The following is an 18,846-nucleotide window of genomic DNA, read 5'->3' as shown; positions in this document are numbered from 1 at the left end:
ATTTGGCCTATCGCCAGCAACTATTACCCATGGAGAAAGTCTTTCGTGACCCGGTCCATGATTACATTTATATCCAACATCAAGTCATTCTCGATTTGATCAACACCTCGGAATTTCAACGACTGCGCCGTATTAAGCAACTCGGTACGACCTCGCTGACCTTCCACGGTGCAGAACACTCCCGCTTTGGACATTGCCTCGGTGTTTATGAGATTACACGCCGTATTTGCGATAACTTCGAACGTAACTACCCGACCCAGGCCCCTGGTGACGGTGGTTGGGATGATCACGAGCGATTGGTCGCACTATGCGCCGCCCTGTTACACGATATCGGTCACGGGCCATACTCACACACATTCGAGCACATCTTTCACACCGACCATGAAGCCCTAACTGTTCAGATTTTGACATCACCTGAAACCGAGGTCAATCAGGTCTTACAGCAAGTCTCGCCTGACTTCCCGGCCCAAGTTGCGGCCGTCATTCAAAAAACGTACCCGAATCCCCAAGTCGTCCAGATGATTTCTAGTCAAATCGATGCCGATCGGATGGACTACCTACTGCGAGATTCGTACTTCACGGGTACGAATTACGGCAATTTTGATTTGACCCGTATTTTGCGCGTTATGAAGCCGTATCAAGGCGGCATTACATTTGCGATGGAAGGCATGCACGCGGTCGAAGATTACATTGTCAGTCGCTTCCAGATGTACATGCAAGTCTATTTCCATCCAGTATCACGTTCCATGGAAGTCATCCTAGATCGCCTACTGGAACGGGCTAACGATCTTTATCAAAGCCATGCGGTCGACGCTGAAGCCACACCAGTGATGTTATTGCCGTTTTTCAATAATAACTTTACGTTACACGATTATTTACGGTTAGACGATGGCGTCTTAAACACTTATTTTAGCCATTGGCGTGATAGCCGTGATCAAATTCTCGCTGACCTAGCAACCCGTTTCTTAGACCGGCGTCCCTTAAAATCAGCACGAGTCGATGCAACGACTCAACCGCTAATTCCAACGTTACAAAAATTAATTGAACAAGCCGGCTTTGATATGCACTACTACACTGACATCAACGACAGTTACGATCTCCCTTACGACGCCTACGATCCTAAGATGAAGAAGCCGCGTACCCAGATTGAACTGCAACAAAAAGACGGTTCCTTACTAGAACTATCCACCGTCAGTGACCTAGTGCGAGCCATCACCGGGAAAGTCTCTGGCGATCAGCGGTTTTTCTTTCCAAAAGAAATGCTCAGCAAAAACGCCGAAAACGATTTATTCAAACCAATTTACCAAGAATTCCAGCAATATATTTTAAACGATCGTCTGGTCGTACCACACTAATTTTGGAGGAATTATTATTATGTCAGTCAAGCTTATCGCCATCGATATGGACGGCACCTTACTCAATGAGCACAGCGAACTAAATCCCGCAACCGTTCAAGCGATTAACGCCGCTAACGCGCAAGGAATCAAAGTCGTCATTTGTACGGGACGGCCATTAAGTGGCGTCACGCCCTTTTTAAAGCAACTTGGAATCGCTGGTGAAGATAATTACGTCATTACTTTTAATGGCTCAATGGTTCAGACAATCACCGGTAAGATCATCACAGGACTTACCCTGTCACATGACGATTACATCGACATTGAAACGCTCAGCCGAAAACTCAATATCCATTGTCACGTTGAAAGTGAAGACCATATCTACACCGCCAATCGAAATATCAGCCCTTATACGGTCGGCGAAAGTGCACTCGTCAATATGCCGATTCGGTTCCGGACACCGGAAGAAATGCGCCCAGACTTACCAATCGTCAAGTGCATGTTCATCGATCACGGCCCACTACTGGATGCAGCCATCAAGCAATTACCAGCGTCATTCTCCAAGCGCTTTACCATTGTTCGCTCAGAAGCGTATTTCCTAGAATTCATGAATCCCGCCGCTAGCAAGGGTAACGCCCTAGCCACGTTGACCGACCATCTGAACTTAACTGCTGATGAAGTCATGGCGATTGGTGATCAAGGTAACGATTTGAGTATGCTGCGTTACGCAACCAACAGTGTTGCGATGGGTAACGCCATTGATGAGGCCAAGCAAATTGCCCGTTATGAAACCAAGACTAACGTTGAAGACGGGGTCGCACACGCCATTAACACTTGGGCACTCGCCTAAGCTACTATTTTTCAAACTAATTCAAGCAACGCTAATGGCTCGTTTTTAACGTGCCGTGAGCGTTGCTTTTTTATCACTGTTATGACCGCTACCCAGCGTTTTCTAAACAATCCAGTCAAGCAAAAAAGTGACGATCAGTCATTACCTGATCGTCACTTTTTAATGCTGGTTATTCGAAACTACCAGTTGCACTATTTTCCTTAGTAACACTACCACTATCCGGATAATAACGATAAGTATCCGTTACTGTCTTGGAAGCAGAAGAACTAGACTCATTCGTCGCATAGATTGCGGTAATCTGATAATAAGCACTGGTCTCCTTAGTAATATTAAATTCGGTATCCGAAGTAAACGTAACACCGGACGCATCCTGAAACTGTTTGATGATCGCCGAAGTTGTCAGCTCTGAAGAACTACTGCTGGCAGACGTGCTGCTATTCGACGAACTTGTCATCGTTGAACTATCGGCACTAGTACTACTCGTACTGCTGGCAGACGTCCTACTATCACTCGCACTAGCCGCAGAACTCGAACTGACAACCGTTGAGCTATCACTACCAGAACTAGTTGATTGCGACGCCTCATAATTCATAATGGCTTGTTTCATTGCCAAAGCTTTTTTCTGTAATTTTTTGATAACCGGATGTGTGGCTTGCACATCGTCCAACTTATCAATATTGGCCTTCGCAGTGGCCAAATCATGAATACTTAATTCATCACGGGCAGCGTTATAGTAACCATTGGCTAGCTTGACCGCCTGGTACTGCTTGACGAGCTTTTGCCGAGCAGCAATAAAACTGGCGTCAGTCGTGCCATCATAACTACTTAACGTGTCAAAATAACCCTTTGCTAGACTGAGCTGATTATTATCAAGTGCTTCTTCAGCTTCCTGATAATACTTTAACCCAAGGGCTAACTTTTTGATCGCTGGAGTTGATTCAGAAGCACCCGCTAAAGTCTTCTGGGCAGCGGCAATTTTTTGTTGCGAAATTTGCTGATCAGCTTTGGTTAAAACGGCCGTTGTACTGTTACCAGTTGCGGTCGTTGCCGAACTTGCGGTTACGCCTCCGGTATTTTTGGCACAGCCTGAAAGTGTAATCAATCCGAGTAGGACGATTACAATCAGTGGCCAAGATGATCGATAGGCATGATCCACGGCAAACCCCTCCTTTTTATCATTCTCCATTATACCATTAATCGCAATGTCATTTTTTTCAAAGCTCTGAGTAGCGGCTTTGTTAAATTAACCTAACTAACGCTGCGACATAATAAGCCGCTAAACCAAGTACCACCACTAAGTTGGCCCAGCGATACATCACAATTAAGGCCAAGTATTCCCGAAACATAGCAAACGGTAAATAATACAGTGGCGTGTGCGCACCGATTCCCGTTAGGTTCAGGTGCAGTTGCCGAGCAAAAATATTAGCCCGTAAAACGTGATAGCCACTCGTGACAATCACGGCGCGATAAAACGGTTGTTGCCGCACAATTAATGCGTGCGAAAATTTTAGATTTTCAATTGTCGACGTTGACCGATTTTCTTCTTGAATGGCATCACGGGGGACCCCTTGATCCACTAAGTACTGCCGCATTGCGGTACTCTCCGCCATAACCTCATCCGGTCCCTGACCACCAGAAACAACGATCGTGATTGGTTGATGATAACGCGCCCGTTGCACCCGATAGTACTTCGCTGCCGCCTGAAGCCGATATGCCAGTGTTCGCGTTGGCTGCCCATTTGGCATCAACCCTGCTCCTAAGACGATCATATAATCGATCTGTCGATGACGTCCTAGTCGGGTCATGACGCAAGCTAATAGATACGCGATAAAGCTGAACGCAAAATACGCCGTCAATAATAACGCTAGGCCTAATAACTGCCACAAGCGTCGCGAATGCCAAACTCCTAAGTTGATTACTGATAAGACCAGCATTATGACTAATACACCACCGACGATTGCTAGCAAGCTGTAATGAAACGCCCAGCCCTCCTTGCGAATCAATCGGTAACTATACCTGACAAAACTAATGCCCACAATCAAAATTACAATTGGCAACAACGTATAAGCCAAAATTTTTGCACCGACCAACATGAATTGCCAAGTAGGACTTGCCTGCGCACTGAATCGATGGTAAGCGCTTAACAAAATGCCAATGACTGCAATCAAAAAAAGATGTCCCGTTAACCAATGCCGCCGGTCCGTCAATTGCAAGGTCAACGCACTAGCAAGGGCCAAACTACCCCAATAAAACGGTGTCATCGCAACACCCCCTTAACTTATATTGTAATCATTTTAAGGATTCGTGCTAGTGTTTATTGGATAAAAAAAGGACGCCGGTAGCCCGACGTTGGTCCGTTATCCGTTCCGCGCCATCACCTAATTAATGTTGAAGCACGCCAAAACGAAAGATTCGTTGATATACGGCGTCCAGTCCAACCTTGACTAGGTCATAATGCCCACCAAACAACACCTTTACTCTATCACTTTTAGAAATTACTGCAACTTAAAAAGCGTCAAATCAGCAATTGCCAATTTGACGCTTCGTCAATTAATTTTCTTCGTTATGGAAACGATTCTTAAATAATGGACTAACTGGTTTATTTTCATGGATAAACTTGATTGCTTGACCCATTAATTGACCAACTGAAACTTGTTCGATCTTATCGATTCGCTTAGCAGCTGGTAATTCAATTGAATCCGTCACAACTAATTTCTTAATTGGTGACTTTTCAATCCGTTCGATGGCAGGACCAGACAGAACTGGATGCGTACAACTGGCGTAAACTTCAGTTGCGCCCGCATCAACCAGTGCCTGTGCACCTAAAGTAATCGTCCCAGCCGTATCGATCATATCATCGATCATGATGGCCCGCTTACCCTTGACATCACCGATAATATTCATAACTTCGGCAACGTTGGCCCGTGGTCGACGCTTATCAATAATCGCGATTGGTGCCTTCAAGAATTCAGCTAATTTACGTGCCCGAGTCACACCACCATGGTCAGGTGAAACAACCACAGCATTTTCATCCAAGTGGTGGTTCAGGAAGTAGTCAGCTAACAGTGGCGCACCCATCAAGTGATCCAACGGAATATCGAAGAAGCCTTGAATTTGGGCAGCATGAAGATCGAGTGCCAAAATCCGTGTTGCACCGGCTGTTTCCAGCATGTTTGCAACTAACTTAGCGGTAATTGGTTCGCGAGAACGTGCTTTCCGATCTTGACGCGCATATCCGTAATAAGGAATAACCACGTTAATGGTCTTAGCACTCGCGCGACGTAGGGCGTCAATCATGATCAATAGTTCCATCAAATTGTCATTAACGGGAGCGGAAGTTGATTGAATGATATAAACTTGATCACCACGAATACTTTCCTCAATGTTAATGCGAATTTCGCCATCACTAAAGCGATCGACCGAAGTCTTACCCAACTTAACCCCAACGGCGTCCGCGATTTTTTCTGCCAATGGTTTATTTGAATTCAAAGCAAAGATTTTTAACTTTGGATCAAAATACTGTTCTGACATAATTTCCTCCATTCGAAAATTTATTACTTACTAAATAATAGGCATTTTGCTAGTGAAAATCAAGTCCCAACAACAAGGCAAAATTGCGTGAGACTGGGCTGGAAGCACGACTTTCGGCAATCTAAGCCCCTTCGTGATTAAAGATTAAAGTTTCGTGAGCCCCGATTACCGAACAATCTTAGTTAATGAGACCGCTATCAGTTGTAATTGGTACTGACACACGCATTGCACTAGTTATTGTCTTAGTTGGTACTTGACCGCTGCCGTTTCTCGCGTTCAAAAGTAGCCAGTACTAGAAGTCGGAATAGAGCGCACACCGGCTGACGAACAGGAATCTACTAGACTGTTCAGTTATCTAAACACACTCAGTGGTGCTGATTTAAATAAGTCACGACATCGCACCCCAAGCGATTCATCCCTTGATATTGTTGGTACTGCTTGCCATTCTGGGCCATGACGACAATGCTATAAGTGCCTTGTTTGGTCTTAAAAATGGCCGCATCGTTTTGGACACCCTTATCGGGATATTCGCCAGTTTTATTATAGACCGTGGCGTGTTTAACTAAGTATGGTAGCTTGCTGTGGTTGCGACAGCCCTTAAGTAAGGTCAGCATCTTCTTATCATACGTCTTACCTAATAACTTATGTTGATATGTCAGCGTTAAAAAACGAGTTAGATCAGCCACCGACGTGTAATTATCGCGTCCCCAGCGTAGCGCGTTCGTATCAAGCATATACCGTTGTAAAACCGTCTGCTTGAATCGATAATGCTTAATGGCCGCATTAACGCTCCTGAAGCCCCCCGCACGTTTGATTAACCGGTTAGCCGCGTTATTATCGGAATTATGAATCATTAATTTTAAATCATTTTGATCTTGCTGTGTTAGCCGTAACTTTCGTTGTTGGACCCGTCGATAAATCGTCAGCATAACATAAACTTTGATCGTACTAGCAGAACGTTGACGAGTCATGCGCTGATTTCCCGTTTGCACGGTTAGTTTTCGTCGACCTAATCGGGTCACCTTGACCGACCAGCGCCCACCTAGTGATTTCAAATCACGTTGCGCGATCTTTTTAACGGCTGTTTGCTCACTTTTAACGCTAGTTGCGTGTACTGGTAATGCCCAGCTCCAACCGCCAAGCAATGCCAGACCACAAACAAGGCCGCGAATCCACTTCTTCGTCTGCATCTAAATGCCTCCAAACTTCCCCGTCCCGTAAACTCCTCGCCAATTATACCAATTTCGTGACTTAATTAAAATCACTCAGTTGCCCTGAACTGACACAGTCAAATCAACTTTGTCCTATTTAGCAGCTAAATAGCCCTTATTACACCACAAGTCACGCCGATGAGCTAACAAAAAGAGACCATCCCAGCAACAACGCACTTGGATGGTCTCTGAATTCAATTATCAATGATAATAATTACATGTTTTCTGGTTCATGTGGTAAGCGGCCCCAGAAGTCAGGCTTGTTCGTCTGACGTGCCCGGGCAATTGCCATATCATGGAAGTTAACATCATCAGTAATGGTCGAACCAGCCGCGATAAACGAGTGGTCAGCCACTTCAACTGGCGCAATGATGTTCGAGTTACTACCAATAAAGGCGGAATCGCCGACATTCGTGTGGTGCTTGTTGACTCCGTCATAGTTAACGAAGACCACACCACAACCAACGTTAATATCTTGACCTAACGTTGCGTCACCAACATAAGTCAAATGGCCGACCTTGGTCCGATTACCGATCTTAGCCTTCTTGACTTCGACAAAGTTACCAAGATGGACGTGTTCACCAATCTCAGCTTGCGGCCGCAAATGGCTATACGGGCCAATATTGCTGTCAGCGTGCATGATGGAATCTTCCAAGAAGGAAGCCGTCACCCGAACACGATCTTCAATCACCATGTCATGGATCTCGGAGTGCGCGCCGATGAAGCAATCTTCACCAATTGTCGTATGGCCCTTGATCAAGACGCCTGGTTCAATAATCGTATCAGCACCAATCTTAACGCCCGCTTCAATATAGGTATCGTCAGGGTTGATAATTGAAACCCCATTTTCCATATGCTGCGCGTTGATCCGTTGTTGCATCACTTTGGTTGCTTGGGCTAGAGCTGCACGGGTATTTACCCCCATTGATTCATCAAAATCATCCATTTGATAGGCGGCGACCACATCACCCTGATTCTTCATGATCTGAATCACGTCAGTCAAATAATATTCGCCCTGTGCATTATCGTTGGTCACTTCATGTAAGGCGGCAAACAACTTCTGATTATCGAAGCAGTAGACTCCCGTGTTAATTTCATGAATTTCTTGTTCTTCCTTAGTCGCATCCTTTTGTTCTACAATCTTTTCAACGATGCCTAACCGATTGCGAACAACCCGGCCGTAGCCTTGAGGATTAGGTGCCTTGGACGTTAAAATCGTGCCAGCAGCACCCTTAGCTTGATGATATTCAAATAGTTCTTCAAAAGTTTCAGCTTTAAATAAGGGTGTGTCGCCACTGACGATCAGCGTCATCCCATCCGCATCTTTTAAGAGCGATTCGGCTTGTAATACTGCGTGACCGGTTCCTAATTGTTCCGTTTGAACCGCGTACTCAGTTCGGTCGCCTAAGGCTGCTTCCACATCTTTGGCACCGTGGCCTACAATGGTCACGATATTTGCCATGTGGGTGGCTTCAACTTGGGTCAAGACGTGGTCGACCATAGATTTGCCACAGACCTGATGTAATACTTTGACTAGCTTGGATTTCATCCGGGTCCCTTTACCAGCGGCCATGATGATTGCATTTTTGGTTGTCATTACAAATTACTCCTTAGTCCTCAGATAAGTCCATCATATCAAAAAACTGGTCTGGATAACACACCAGGCTAGACTTCCGCACCGAAAACCTTCTCCAAATAGTTACCAGCAACGACTTTAATCGCCTTGTCACTATCACTCACGTTGGTTACTCGTAATAACGACGTGTAGTCATCGATTAAACGATTGCCAACAAAACTGGCTTCGGCAAAAACGGTGATGCCAATTAAATTAGCATCAAATTCTTCAATCAAGGTCTTCATCCCGTTGATTGTGCCGCCGCCCTTCATGAAATCATCCACGATGAGCACGTTGGCGCCTTCCGTTAGGCTTCGCTTGGAAAGTTCCATCTTCTTGATCCGTTCTGAAGAACCCGAGACATAGTTCACACTAACGGTCGAGCCTTCCGTAATTTTAGAATCATTGCGGACAATCACAAACGGCACGTTTAAATAAGTCGCAACACTTTGGGCAATCGGAATTCCTTTAGTTGCAACGGTCATAACAGCGTCGATTTTTTGATTCAAGTACTGAGTCGCAATCACCCGACCCACTTGGCGCAAAATATCTGGTTGGCCTAAAATATCAGATAAATAAACATAGCCACCCGGTAACACCCGACTCTTGTCGGCAACCTTAGTGGTCATCTCGTCAATAAATTCTTGGGCCTCTTCCTTTAAAATATAAGGAATAAACCGTGCACCACCAGCAGCACCGGGAATGGTTTCCAAGATTCCTGTTCCCCGGGCCTGAAACACTTTCTTCAAAATCGTTAAATCTTCACTGATTGACGACTTTGCGGATGCGTACCGTTCCGCGAAGTATGTCAATGAAACTAATGTATGGGGACGTTCCAACAAATAGCGCGTCATATCTATTAAACGTTCGCTTCTACGTACTTTCATAACTTCCACCTCAACCTAAATCATCATTTTTAAAGTCTATGCAAAATGATAACACAAACGTTCGGAAATAAGCTAATTTTTTCACATTTTTTTACTAAACCATCGGAATTTCTTAATATGTTTGCCAATTATCTTGTCTGTACAGCTCATATTTGGCGAATTCGAGAACAATAAACTTAGGCAACTTATAACGGAGTAGATACGGAATGTGCCAAGGGAATCCATCGTTCACACGACGTAGCGTCCAGAAAGTTCGATTGATTGGTCGCTACTTACACCTAAAAAGCCCAGAACGAGTAATTTTGGAATCGTTCTGAGCTTTCAAGCAATTTATTTTATTGGCTTCTGCTTATTGAATCGTTGTCGTCCCCAAACAATAGGATATAGACAACAGTAATTACCAAATTACCGACTAAACTTTTCTATAAAATAACCGATACTCGGCAATTAGTCCTTGTCGAATATCGGTTATCTTAATCTGACTAATTCATGTTACTTATTGGCCCGGTGCTTATCCCCAACAAATAAGCCATAGTAAATCAAACTGAATAACAAGCTACCGAGTAATGACGATACTAGCCCATGTGTCGTAGTTTGTGTCATCACAGCTAAGATTGCTCGAACAGCAAAGTAAGCTACTGGAATAATAGGGCCAACAAAATTAGATTGATTCCTTTTTCCCAGTAAATAACTCCAGTATCCTAATCCCAGCGTAATTCCTATAATTACTACTCCAATAATTATAATCGTTGCCATTTTTCAACCTGCAATCATTTTTTGCCGTTTTCATACTCTTTTACAATATCTAAAAAATCAGTCCTCTCGTTGGTTTCTCGTGCATAATCTATAATGGATTTCCCAAATGGATCACGCAAACGATAATCTGAGCCCGCCTTTAATAGATAAAAATATAACTCTTCATTTTCCTTAGTATCCAAATCATTATCAAAAACCGCATAAAACAGTGGTACATGTCCATACTTATCAACGCTATTTACATCGATGCCGTTCTCGACTAATAGTTTCGTAATTTCCATAGCAAACTTAGGATTTGGACGCCATACACAATTGTAAAAATAATGTAATGCGTTTCGATGTTCACTCTTGGTGACAAAGTTAACATCAATACCTGCTTGTAACAAAAAATGAACAATCTTTAACTTTTCCTCAGGATTGTCATCGTTTGTCATTGCCATGCATAATAAATTAAGTCCTTCAAACTTATCAGTCTCATCCACATTGCCAGAATAATAATTTTTAAACTGATCAAATGTTCCATCTCTTACCGCACTAAAAGCATTGTAAACTAGCACACTTTTTACCTCGTTTCATATTTATGACTCCGATTAGCAGACGGAGTTTCTAATCTAGAGTTTTTGGGATTAAATTGAAAATCCTTCAATGTCATCTTCCTATTTTTATATAGATTGAACATTTCCTTATAAGACTTACCCGGTAGATGTCCGAGATCGACCTTTCCTTTTCGGGGTTAGCCCGGCTTCCAATGTATCACTTGTTTCGTATTTCGATCAATAAGCACTCCATCTTTAGCTTGCCTATTATATACTTCCTGCTCGAATTCGAGTTTTTTCTTCCCGGTTAATGTTGGTCGTCCATAAGGTTTTCCGTTCCTAATATAAGAGCCATTTTCCAATGGGACATTATTTGTCTTTTTATCTTTCCCATCTTTTGAAGATTTTTCCTTGCTAGATTTCTCCTTTTTCCCATGACTATCTTTATTCTGCGAGGATTGTTTTCTCTGAGAAGCTTTTCTTGCCTTGCCCGCAACTTTTTTCTTATTGTAGCGCTTCTGTTGTGCTTCTTGGTCTTGTGTTTTGTCGCATGAGAAGTCTTTTGGGGCTTAGACTTTTGATGTCCCATGCTTGGTCTTTGTAGTTTTGTGAGACTTCGTGGCTGCTTTCTTGGTCGTCTTCCTAGCCGGCTTACGTTTGGCCAATTCCTCAGCCGCACGCTTCATTGCCTGCTTAGTTGCCCGACCGGCACAAAGTTCAAGGCTGTCCAAAACGCACCCTTCAAACGAGAACGCTTCTTACCAGTAGCGCATCTTTCCCCGTAATAATGGTATAAATATCATTATACCCAATCATATCCGTCAAAAACGAAATGATACCTTTACTGATTCCCGTCCTACGACTAAGTGTGGCAATTACAGCGCTACCCTTGGACTTATGCTTTTAGAAAACTTCTTGTGTGACTTGCCCCCCCACGCAAACGAAAAGTTGCAACCCCAACACGAACAAAAAACTAGCCGCTCTAGAATTCCCAATGAATTCCAGAAACGACTAGTAACATTTTAGCGTGTCACAACGAACCACTTAATTCTGTAAACTACCTACTTTTAACGTGATACAGCTGAACAAGAATAGCCCCACTAGCTTCCGACCCGAAGTCGCTGATAACCCAGCGCGGCAAAGTAGAAGATACACTCGATTGCAGCGATGAAGAAACTGACTGGTAAATTCGTGACGTAACTCAAGTACAGCCCCAGCCAAACCCCAATCAACGCGAAACCAATCGCTAGAAAAATCATCTTGCTAACCGTATGGACAAAGTATCGCGCTGCCGCTGCTGGTAACGTGAGTAAGATAAAGATCAGTAATGACCCCACAATTTGGGCAGCCACGCTGACGCTCATCGCAACGAGTACCAAGAAGACCACTGAGATGCCGGTCGTCCATAAGCCGCTCACCCGGGCGCCAATCGCATCGAAGGAATCAAATTTGAGTGGCCGGTACAAGCCCAACATCACGAGTAGGACGATGGCCGATAAGATTGCGACCCGGATGACATCCGCACTGGCAATCCCAATCACACTCCCAAACAGGATGCTCGTCGCATAACTCGAAGTTTGATTAGATAACGACAGGAATAGAATCCCTAAGCCGATAAACAGAGCGGAAATTGCAGAAATCGAGGCTTCGCGTCGTGATTGTTTCACACTCATCTGCCCCACGATGACCGAACTAATCACGGTAAAAATCAGCATCCCACTCAACGCGGTCCAGCCCATAAAAATCCCGAAGGCTGCACCGGCAAACCCAATTTCAGACAGTGTGTGTGTCAGAAATGAGAGGTTCCGGGCAATCACGAAAACGCCAATCGTCCCACAAATAATTGCAATAAAGGTTCCTGCTAAGTAGGCATTTCGCATAAATACTAAGCTAAACATTGACATTAGTGGCCTCCTTTAATTGCTCTACCGACATATCAGCGATATTGCCAAATTGCTGGTGGCCGGGCTTTAAGGCCAGATAATGTTTGGCGTATTGCTTCGCTAATGGCAAGTCGTGCGTCACAAAGAAGACGGTAATGTTGCTAGTTTGGTTTAAGTTCTGAACGAGGTCCAACAATTCATACTTCATTTCATTGTCCAAACTAGCCGTCGATTCGTCTAAAATTAATAGCTGCGGTTGTTGCACAATTGCTTGTGCTAAGTAAGCCCGCTGCTTTTCACCACCAGAAGCCATCCCAAGCGGTCGCTGACGGAGTTTCTTCAAATTGGTCACGGCTAATGCTGTCGCTACCTGACGATGTTCAGCTCGAGACAGCCACGGCTGCCACCCTTTTAGGTTCAGCCCGACAAAGTCCTCAATCGTTAACGGATACTCCTGGTCTAAGTTGCGAAATTGGGGCACGTAGCCAATTTTAATGGCTTTTTTATTCGGATAATACTTAATTTGACCGGCTGTTGGCTTCAGCATGCCAAGCAAGGCGCGAATTAAAGTGGTTTTCCCCACCCCATTCTCACCAATCACGGTCAAAAAGTCACCTTGTTCAATGTTAAAATTCAAATCTTTAAACACCTGGTTGTTTGGAAAGCCAATTCCAAGGTGTTGGACGGCAATTAACGGTTCCGTCATAACACTACCCCAACTTTCTAAATTAAAGTAAATCGTAATGATTACTATTTTAGTTTACCTGAATGCGGTGATTTGTCAATACCTGAGTTCAAAATGCCGTAATCATTACCAGCTGCGGCAATCATCGGGGCCTAATCAAATAACACCTTGACCACTAGTTGAATGCGCTTATCACTAAGACGAGATTGCAAAAAAAAGACCGTTTTTACCATTAAGCCGGTAAAACACGGTCAATTCATGTTTATCATTACTTTAATTTAAGGTGCTTAAGCCAACCCCGCCTGCTCATGCAAGAATTCATCCAACACTTCTTGATAGCGATCCGGGTGCGTTCGGATGGCTTCAACGTGACCAGCATCGGGGTCGATATACAGGCCCTTTTGTTGTGGTAACTGGTCGTACAAGGTATGTGCATTGCGGACAGGCACCGTCTGATCCTTGGAACCATGAATCATCAAGATCGGTAACCCACCATCAATCACCCGTTGCAGAATCCGGCCATCCTTAAACCCATAGCCCGCGCGAACGTGTGCTAAGCGATTCGCCACCGGCATAATCGGATAGGCTGGCAAGTGGAACTTATGAGTCAGTCTGAACTTCGCTTCATCATAAAGATCCGCATAACCGCTATCCTCCACAATAGCTTTAACATTCTCCGGTAACGGCTCACCACTAGTCGCCATGACCGTGGCGGCCCCCATCGAAATTCCCATCAATACGATGTCAATATCCAGACCTAATTGACTAAGCGCCATCGTAATCCAACGTTCATAATCTAGTCGGTCTAGCCAACCATAACCAATCGTATGGCCTTGACTATCACCAAATGACCGGGCATCAGGCATTAAAACGTCATACCCCAAGCTCATAAAGATGCGCGCATACGGAATCATTTGTTCGCGCGAATGTCCTAGACCATGCGCCAAAATCGCCAAGCGGCCAATTGTTTTCGGATTAGGGATATATGTTGCCACTAAGTTCAGCCCATCAAAGGACTGGATCATCCACTGCTGTTTAGGCTGCTTAAAATACCAAAAATTCTCAATTTCAGTGTTTTCTGCCCGCGAACGTTCGCGGCCCTGCTGCTTCTGTGCGTCACTCACGTGCATCGCGACTTGATACGCCGCTAAGCCACCAAGTAACGTTCCCGCATAAGTTGCAGCACCAATGACGCCCGCCAATTTCAATCCAAATTTTGTCGACTGCTTCATCCGAACACCTCCGTTACTCCTTATTTAATCATAAACGCGCATAAATTGCTTACAAAAAGAGATTGCGTTGTCCGAATAACCGATGATGCGTTGAAGGCAACGACCATCTTCGCGTGTCAACCTGCAAGCAAAGCCGCGGCTACTCGCATTCCGGTGCCAATTGCACTGCTACACCATCTCTGGCTGGACACAGGTCGTGATGACAAATGGCTCAGCGCTACCGTTTAAGCGTAGCAGTAAATTAGAGACTCGGCTCACCTAACCCCGTACCAATAAAAAAAGCCCACCATCACGGCGGACTACTACGGTCTAATGTTCATTTAAATTAACTGGCCGCACAAGGTATACTTCCCGACAAAAACCCTTCAAGGAATTATACACGCGTTGCGCCCGCGATTGTTTGCGACACACACCGAACACAGTTGGTCCGGTGCCGCTCATCTGGGCCGCATCCGCCCCAAACGTTAACAATTGCCGCTTGATCTGTAAAATCTCGGGGTAGCGTTTTGCCGTGATTGGCTCTAAAACGTTGCCCATATTCGCAAAAATCTCCGCGAAATCCTGCTGTTGAATACCAGCCAACAAGGCCTCAATATTGGGATGCTGGTCGATGCGCTCGTAATTGACCTGCCGCAAAATATTTGGCGTTGACACACTGACTTTCGGCTTCGCGAGAATAATCCACATCGGCGGCAACTTAGGCAGTGGGGTAACCACATCGCCTTTTCCCGTCACGTGGGCCGTCTGACTGTAGACACAGTATGGCACATCCGAATCTACTTGCAATCCCAAACGTGCTAACGTGGCTAAGTCCAAGTGGAGATTCCACATCCGGTTCAAGCCCCGTAAAACAGCGGCGGCATCAGATGAGCCGCCTCCTAGACCAGCCGCTACCGGAATGGCCTTTCTTATTTTGATACGGACACCCCGATCAACATGACAATACCGTTTTAAAACACTCACCGCTTGAAAAGCTAAGTTACGGCGATCATTCGGCAAAAAGCCACTATCGGTGACCACTTCGATTCGGTTCGTATGCAATGATTCTAACATGACATAGTCGGCCAGATCGACCGACGTCATCACCATGTCCCACTCTTTATCCCCATTTGGATGTTCAAATAAGGTATCCAGTCCTAAATTGATTTTGGCCGGTGCTTTTTCAACGATCTGCACGCGTCTCACCCTCTTCCATGACCGCGATTACCCGGGGTCGCTGACTTACTTTGATACAATTATACTAATATCAAGGCAAAATAAAAAGACCTTGCTTGGGGGTCTTAATATTGAGAATTCACGAGACGCGAATTAAGCTTCAGTTGTTTCATCATCAAAAGCGATTTGAACGTTCTTTGTCAGAACATCAGTATAACTGTAGGAGACCCGTTCAAATGCGTTTTCTTGTTGATCTAAATCCACAACGAACACCGAACGATAAGTTTCTTTCAAGATACCGTGGCGTTCAGTTGTTTTCTTACGGCCAGCCTGGGCAACGACCTTCATGCGTTGGCCGATCCGTGAGTCAAGTTTATCTTTAATTGCAGCTAGTGAAATTGGCATTGAGAATCCTCCTCATGAAAGACACTATACTAGCTTTTCACAAAAAAGTCAATATTATATCACAAGGTTTTCTAATGTGCAACCATTTTATAAGCATAGATAACTTAAAGTAAGTCAGCCTGATGTAACGCATCCGTCAATGTAATAAATTCATCGACCGTCAACCGTTCGGCACGAATCTTGGGATCAATCGTCGCGATATCAAGAGCCTGTTGAATGGCCGTCTTCGTCTCAGGTTGTTTACCAAATAGGCTTTGCAAATTATTCCACAGATTTTTCCGACGGTGCGCAAAGCCCGCTTTAACGACCTTGAAAAAAGCTGCTTCGTCAAATGGCACGTGTGTCCGCGGTGGCAATGCCGTCAATTTCACGATTGCAGAATCGACATTCGGTGACGGCACGAAAACCGTCCGGGGAACGACCATCGCCATCTCAGCAGCCATCCGGTACTGCACAGCAATCGTTAACGCACCATACGCCTTCGTACCCGGTTCAGCTGCCAAACGGTCGGCAACTTCCTTTTGCATCATCACAACAATATTTTCAAAAGCAACGTCCCCCGCCAAAATGTTCATCAGAATAGGCGTTGTAATATAATACGGTAAATTGGCGACGAGCTTCAACGGCCGCTCGTTATCTAAATGTTCACTGATCATCGCGGCTAAGTCGGCCTTCAAAATATCTTGGTTAACGACCGTTACATTGTCATAATCAGCTAGTGTCTCATCCAAAATTGGCAGTAACCGATCATCGATTTCAAAGGCCAGGACGTGGTGCGCATCCCGTGCCAAATACTCAGTCAAGGCGCCGATCCCAGGGCCAATTTCAATCACGTCATCATTGGTTCCAATGTCAGCAGTGGCAACAATGTTGTGTAACACGTTCTGATCAGTTAAAAAATTCTGTCCTAAACTCTTCTTAACTTGTAACCCGTACGTATGCATAATTGCCCGTGTGCGGGCGGGATTCGCAATATCTAAATCTCTACTCATCATTTCTCCTCTGTGGTTAGTTGGTCAACAGCCGCCCAAAAATCAGCTGGCTGAATTTGAAATAGTTGTAACCGTTTGGGCAGCTGTTTACCGTTGACGTATCCGATACCTAAACGTTCACCCAACTGTTCGCGTCGTTGACGCGCCGTGGGACCCGCTAGTAAGCCCGCCGCAATCAAATCATGGTGACTGATCAACTGTTGGGGCTCGTCGATTTGCTCCGTATATAGATGGGCGAGTGCAGTTTGGATCGCCGCTGGGCTCGCGTGTTCAACGCCCAGGCTCCCCCCAGCCTTAGTTGGTACACCAGCTTTGCGGGGCAAAAAGGCGTGCTTGACACCCGGAACAGCCGCCGAAATCGTCTTCCGAATACGTTCACCGGAAAAGTCTGGGTCGGTGAACACGATCACGCCGCGACTGGCCTGCAACGTTTTGATCTGGGCTAAGGTGGCTTCGGAAATCGCCGAGCCATTCGTTTCAAGTGTATCTGCATCGACAGCTAGGGCGAGACGCTTCGTGTCATCTTTCCCTTCAACCACAATTACTTCTTTAATCTTTTTCAATCTTAAAAAATTCCTCTGCATTTTGATAAGTTTGGGCCGCTATAATTTCCGGCGTCGTTTCACGTAACTTGGCAATTGCTTCAACAACGTACCGCGTGTAACCGGGTTCGTTCTGCTTTCCCCGGTATGGTTCCGGCGTTAGATAAGGGGCATCCGTTTCAACCAGCATTTGCGTTAGTGGCGTTTGCTTGACGGATTCATGGACTTCACGCGCATTCTTAAATGATGCGACACCACTATAGGAAATATGCATACCTAAGTCCAAGAACCGTTTGAGCCACTCAGGGTCACCATTAAAGCTATGCATGACGCCACCCGTGTCACGAATATCAGCTGCTTTCAAGATCTTATAGGTATCTTCGAAAGCATCACGATTGTGCACGGAAATTGGCAATTGCATCTCTTTAGCAATGGCGACTTGGCGGGCAAAGACTTGCCGCTGAACGTCTTGTGGCGACGTATCCCAATGGTAGTCCAGTCCAATCTCACCTAACGCGACGACTTTCGGGTGTTGGACTTGTTCAATCAACAACTTTTCAGCCGCCTGATCATAGTTTTTGGCATCTTCCGGGTGCCAACCAACAATCGCGACTAACTGAGGATACGTTTCCGCCAGTTTAATCGCATCGGCGTTCAGTTGTGTATTCGAACCAACGATTGCCATCCGCGTAACATCAAGGTCAGCCGCTTGTTGTAAGTAACGTGGCACTTCCTGGATGAATTCTTCACTATTTAAATGGGTATGAGAATCAAAAATCCGCATGTAATAACCCCTTTTCGACTTTTGTTATCTTAGTTGATTTTACCATGGGACGCAAGTTTTCGGAAAAGAAGACGGGCCATCCAACCTATTTCTTGCAAACTAATAACGACATACTAGTCATTAGCCATAAAAAGAGGCTGCACTAGGCACCCTCTTAACTAACTATATTCTAACTAGAATGATTGACAAAAATTCACAGTACTTTTCTTCAATCTCAGCCCATGCCAATCATTGAATTCACGAGCACTGCCTTATCCACCAAATAGGACGATCCAGCTAACCATAACAGTTTCAAAAACCAGGATAATATTCAACGTTCGATACGCTGATAATCGGTCCAGTTTATATTGGAAAAATTTCCGAATACTAGGGACTGTCTGAAAACTAAAAATTCAGGTATAATCTGAGGAAAAACGAATCGAGGCATTCCGATGACAACACCTAAACG

General features: G+C 45.0%; 20 protein-coding genes. 2 read left to right on the top strand and 18 right to left on the bottom strand.

Going from position 1 to position 18,846, the window contains the following annotated elements; genetic code table 11:
- Positions 1-2 precede the first annotated feature (2 nt).
- Positions 3-1,355: an HD domain-containing protein gene (locus tag ACOV1R_RS08010; protein ID WP_306822920.1), complete on the top strand. Its 1,353-nt coding sequence runs from the start codon at positions 3-5 to the stop codon at positions 1,353-1,355.
- 19 nt (positions 1,356-1,374) lie between these two features.
- Positions 1,375-2,184, top strand: coding sequence for a sugar-phosphatase (gene yidA / locus ACOV1R_RS08005; protein WP_015379810.1), 810 nt, complete (start codon positions 1,375-1,377; stop codon positions 2,182-2,184).
- Positions 2,185-2,353: 169 nt separating this feature from the next.
- Here yidA and ACOV1R_RS08000 read toward each other — a convergent pair whose 3' ends face one another.
- The 18 genes from ACOV1R_RS08000 to ACOV1R_RS07915 form a co-directional block, all read right to left on the bottom strand.
- Positions 2,354-3,340 (bottom strand): hypothetical protein, encoded by a 987-nt coding sequence (locus ACOV1R_RS08000; protein ID WP_054519106.1) that lies wholly within the window; start codon positions 3,338-3,340, stop codon positions 2,354-2,356.
- An 82-nt stretch (positions 3,341-3,422) separates the two neighbouring features.
- Positions 3,423-4,445, bottom strand: coding sequence for a YdcF family protein (locus ACOV1R_RS07995; RefSeq protein WP_003646506.1), 1,023 nt, complete (start codon positions 4,443-4,445; stop codon positions 3,423-3,425).
- Positions 4,446-4,734: 289 nt separating this feature from the next.
- A complete protein-coding gene (locus ACOV1R_RS07990; protein WP_003643830.1) occupies positions 4,735-5,715 on the bottom strand; it encodes a ribose-phosphate diphosphokinase in 981 nt (326 codons plus the stop codon).
- A 365-nt stretch (positions 5,716-6,080) separates the two neighbouring features.
- Complete coding sequence (locus tag ACOV1R_RS07985; protein WP_128485130.1) at positions 6,081-6,905, bottom strand: serine hydrolase; 825 nt, start codon at positions 6,903-6,905, stop codon at positions 6,081-6,083.
- Between the two features lie 235 nt (positions 6,906-7,140).
- Positions 7,141-8,523 carry a bifunctional UDP-N-acetylglucosamine diphosphorylase/glucosamine-1-phosphate N-acetyltransferase GlmU gene (gene glmU / locus ACOV1R_RS07980; protein WP_003646504.1) on the bottom strand — a complete coding sequence of 461 codons (1,383 nt, stop codon included), beginning with the start codon at positions 8,521-8,523 and terminating at the stop codon, positions 7,141-7,143.
- A 68-nt stretch (positions 8,524-8,591) separates the two neighbouring features.
- Complete coding sequence (gene purR / locus ACOV1R_RS07975; RefSeq protein ID WP_003642030.1) at positions 8,592-9,428, bottom strand: pur operon repressor; 837 nt, start codon at positions 9,426-9,428, stop codon at positions 8,592-8,594.
- A 492-nt stretch (positions 9,429-9,920) separates the two neighbouring features.
- The gene (locus tag ACOV1R_RS07970) at positions 9,921-10,184 is read right to left on the bottom strand and encodes a hypothetical protein (RefSeq protein WP_128485131.1); all 264 of its coding nucleotides are present in this window, start codon (positions 10,182-10,184) and stop codon (positions 9,921-9,923) included.
- Positions 10,185-10,198: 14 nt separating this feature from the next.
- Positions 10,199-10,741, bottom strand: coding sequence for an ankyrin repeat domain-containing protein (locus tag ACOV1R_RS07965; protein WP_003646503.1), 543 nt, complete (start codon positions 10,739-10,741; stop codon positions 10,199-10,201).
- A gap of 5 nt (positions 10,742-10,746) precedes the next feature.
- Entirely contained in the window at positions 10,747-10,863 is a 117-nt protein-coding gene (locus tag ACOV1R_RS07960) for a GH-E family nuclease (protein ID WP_225443011.1), read from the bottom strand.
- Positions 10,864-11,289: 426 nt separating this feature from the next.
- Positions 11,290-11,451 carry a hypothetical protein gene (locus ACOV1R_RS07955; RefSeq protein WP_003642026.1) on the bottom strand — a complete coding sequence of 54 codons (162 nt, stop codon included), beginning with the start codon at positions 11,449-11,451 and terminating at the stop codon, positions 11,290-11,292.
- 369 nt (positions 11,452-11,820) lie between these two features.
- On the bottom strand, positions 11,821-12,618 hold the full coding sequence (locus ACOV1R_RS07950; protein ID WP_003646500.1) for a metal ABC transporter permease: 798 nt from the start codon (positions 12,616-12,618) through the stop codon (positions 11,821-11,823).
- Entirely contained in the window at positions 12,611-13,309 is a 699-nt protein-coding gene (locus ACOV1R_RS07945) for a metal ABC transporter ATP-binding protein (RefSeq protein WP_003642023.1), read from the bottom strand. The genes ACOV1R_RS07950 and ACOV1R_RS07945 overlap by 8 nt, the downstream gene beginning before the upstream one ends.
- Positions 13,310-13,575: 266 nt before the next feature.
- On the bottom strand, positions 13,576-14,520 hold the full coding sequence (locus ACOV1R_RS07940) for an alpha/beta hydrolase (RefSeq protein WP_003642022.1): 945 nt from the start codon (positions 14,518-14,520) through the stop codon (positions 13,576-13,578).
- Between the two features lie 309 nt (positions 14,521-14,829).
- Positions 14,830-15,696 carry a 4-(cytidine 5'-diphospho)-2-C-methyl-D-erythritol kinase gene (gene ispE / locus ACOV1R_RS07935; protein WP_003643828.1) on the bottom strand — a complete coding sequence of 289 codons (867 nt, stop codon included), beginning with the start codon at positions 15,694-15,696 and terminating at the stop codon, positions 14,830-14,832.
- A gap of 132 nt (positions 15,697-15,828) precedes the next feature.
- Positions 15,829-16,080, bottom strand: coding sequence for a Veg family protein (locus tag ACOV1R_RS07930; RefSeq protein WP_003642020.1), 252 nt, complete (start codon positions 16,078-16,080; stop codon positions 15,829-15,831).
- A gap of 104 nt (positions 16,081-16,184) precedes the next feature.
- Positions 16,185-17,075: a 16S rRNA (adenine(1518)-N(6)/adenine(1519)-N(6))-dimethyltransferase RsmA gene (gene rsmA / locus ACOV1R_RS07925; RefSeq protein ID WP_003646498.1), complete on the bottom strand. Its 891-nt coding sequence runs from the start codon at positions 17,073-17,075 to the stop codon at positions 16,185-16,187.
- Positions 17,072-17,635 (bottom strand): ribonuclease M5, encoded by a 564-nt coding sequence (rnmV, locus tag ACOV1R_RS07920; RefSeq protein ID WP_011101014.1) that lies wholly within the window; start codon positions 17,633-17,635, stop codon positions 17,072-17,074. The genes rsmA and rnmV overlap by 4 nt, the downstream gene beginning before the upstream one ends.
- Positions 17,622-18,398 carry a TatD family hydrolase gene (locus ACOV1R_RS07915; protein WP_003643825.1) on the bottom strand — a complete coding sequence of 259 codons (777 nt, stop codon included), beginning with the start codon at positions 18,396-18,398 and terminating at the stop codon, positions 17,622-17,624. The genes rnmV and ACOV1R_RS07915 overlap by 14 nt, the downstream gene beginning before the upstream one ends.
- Positions 18,399-18,846 lie beyond the last annotated feature (448 nt).

Source organism: Lactiplantibacillus sp. YT640 (genome assembly GCF_049745435.1).
GTDB classification, from domain to species: Bacteria; Bacillota; Bacilli; order Lactobacillales; family Lactobacillaceae; genus Lactiplantibacillus; species Lactiplantibacillus plantarum.
This window is presented reverse-complemented; position numbering and strand designations above follow the sequence as displayed.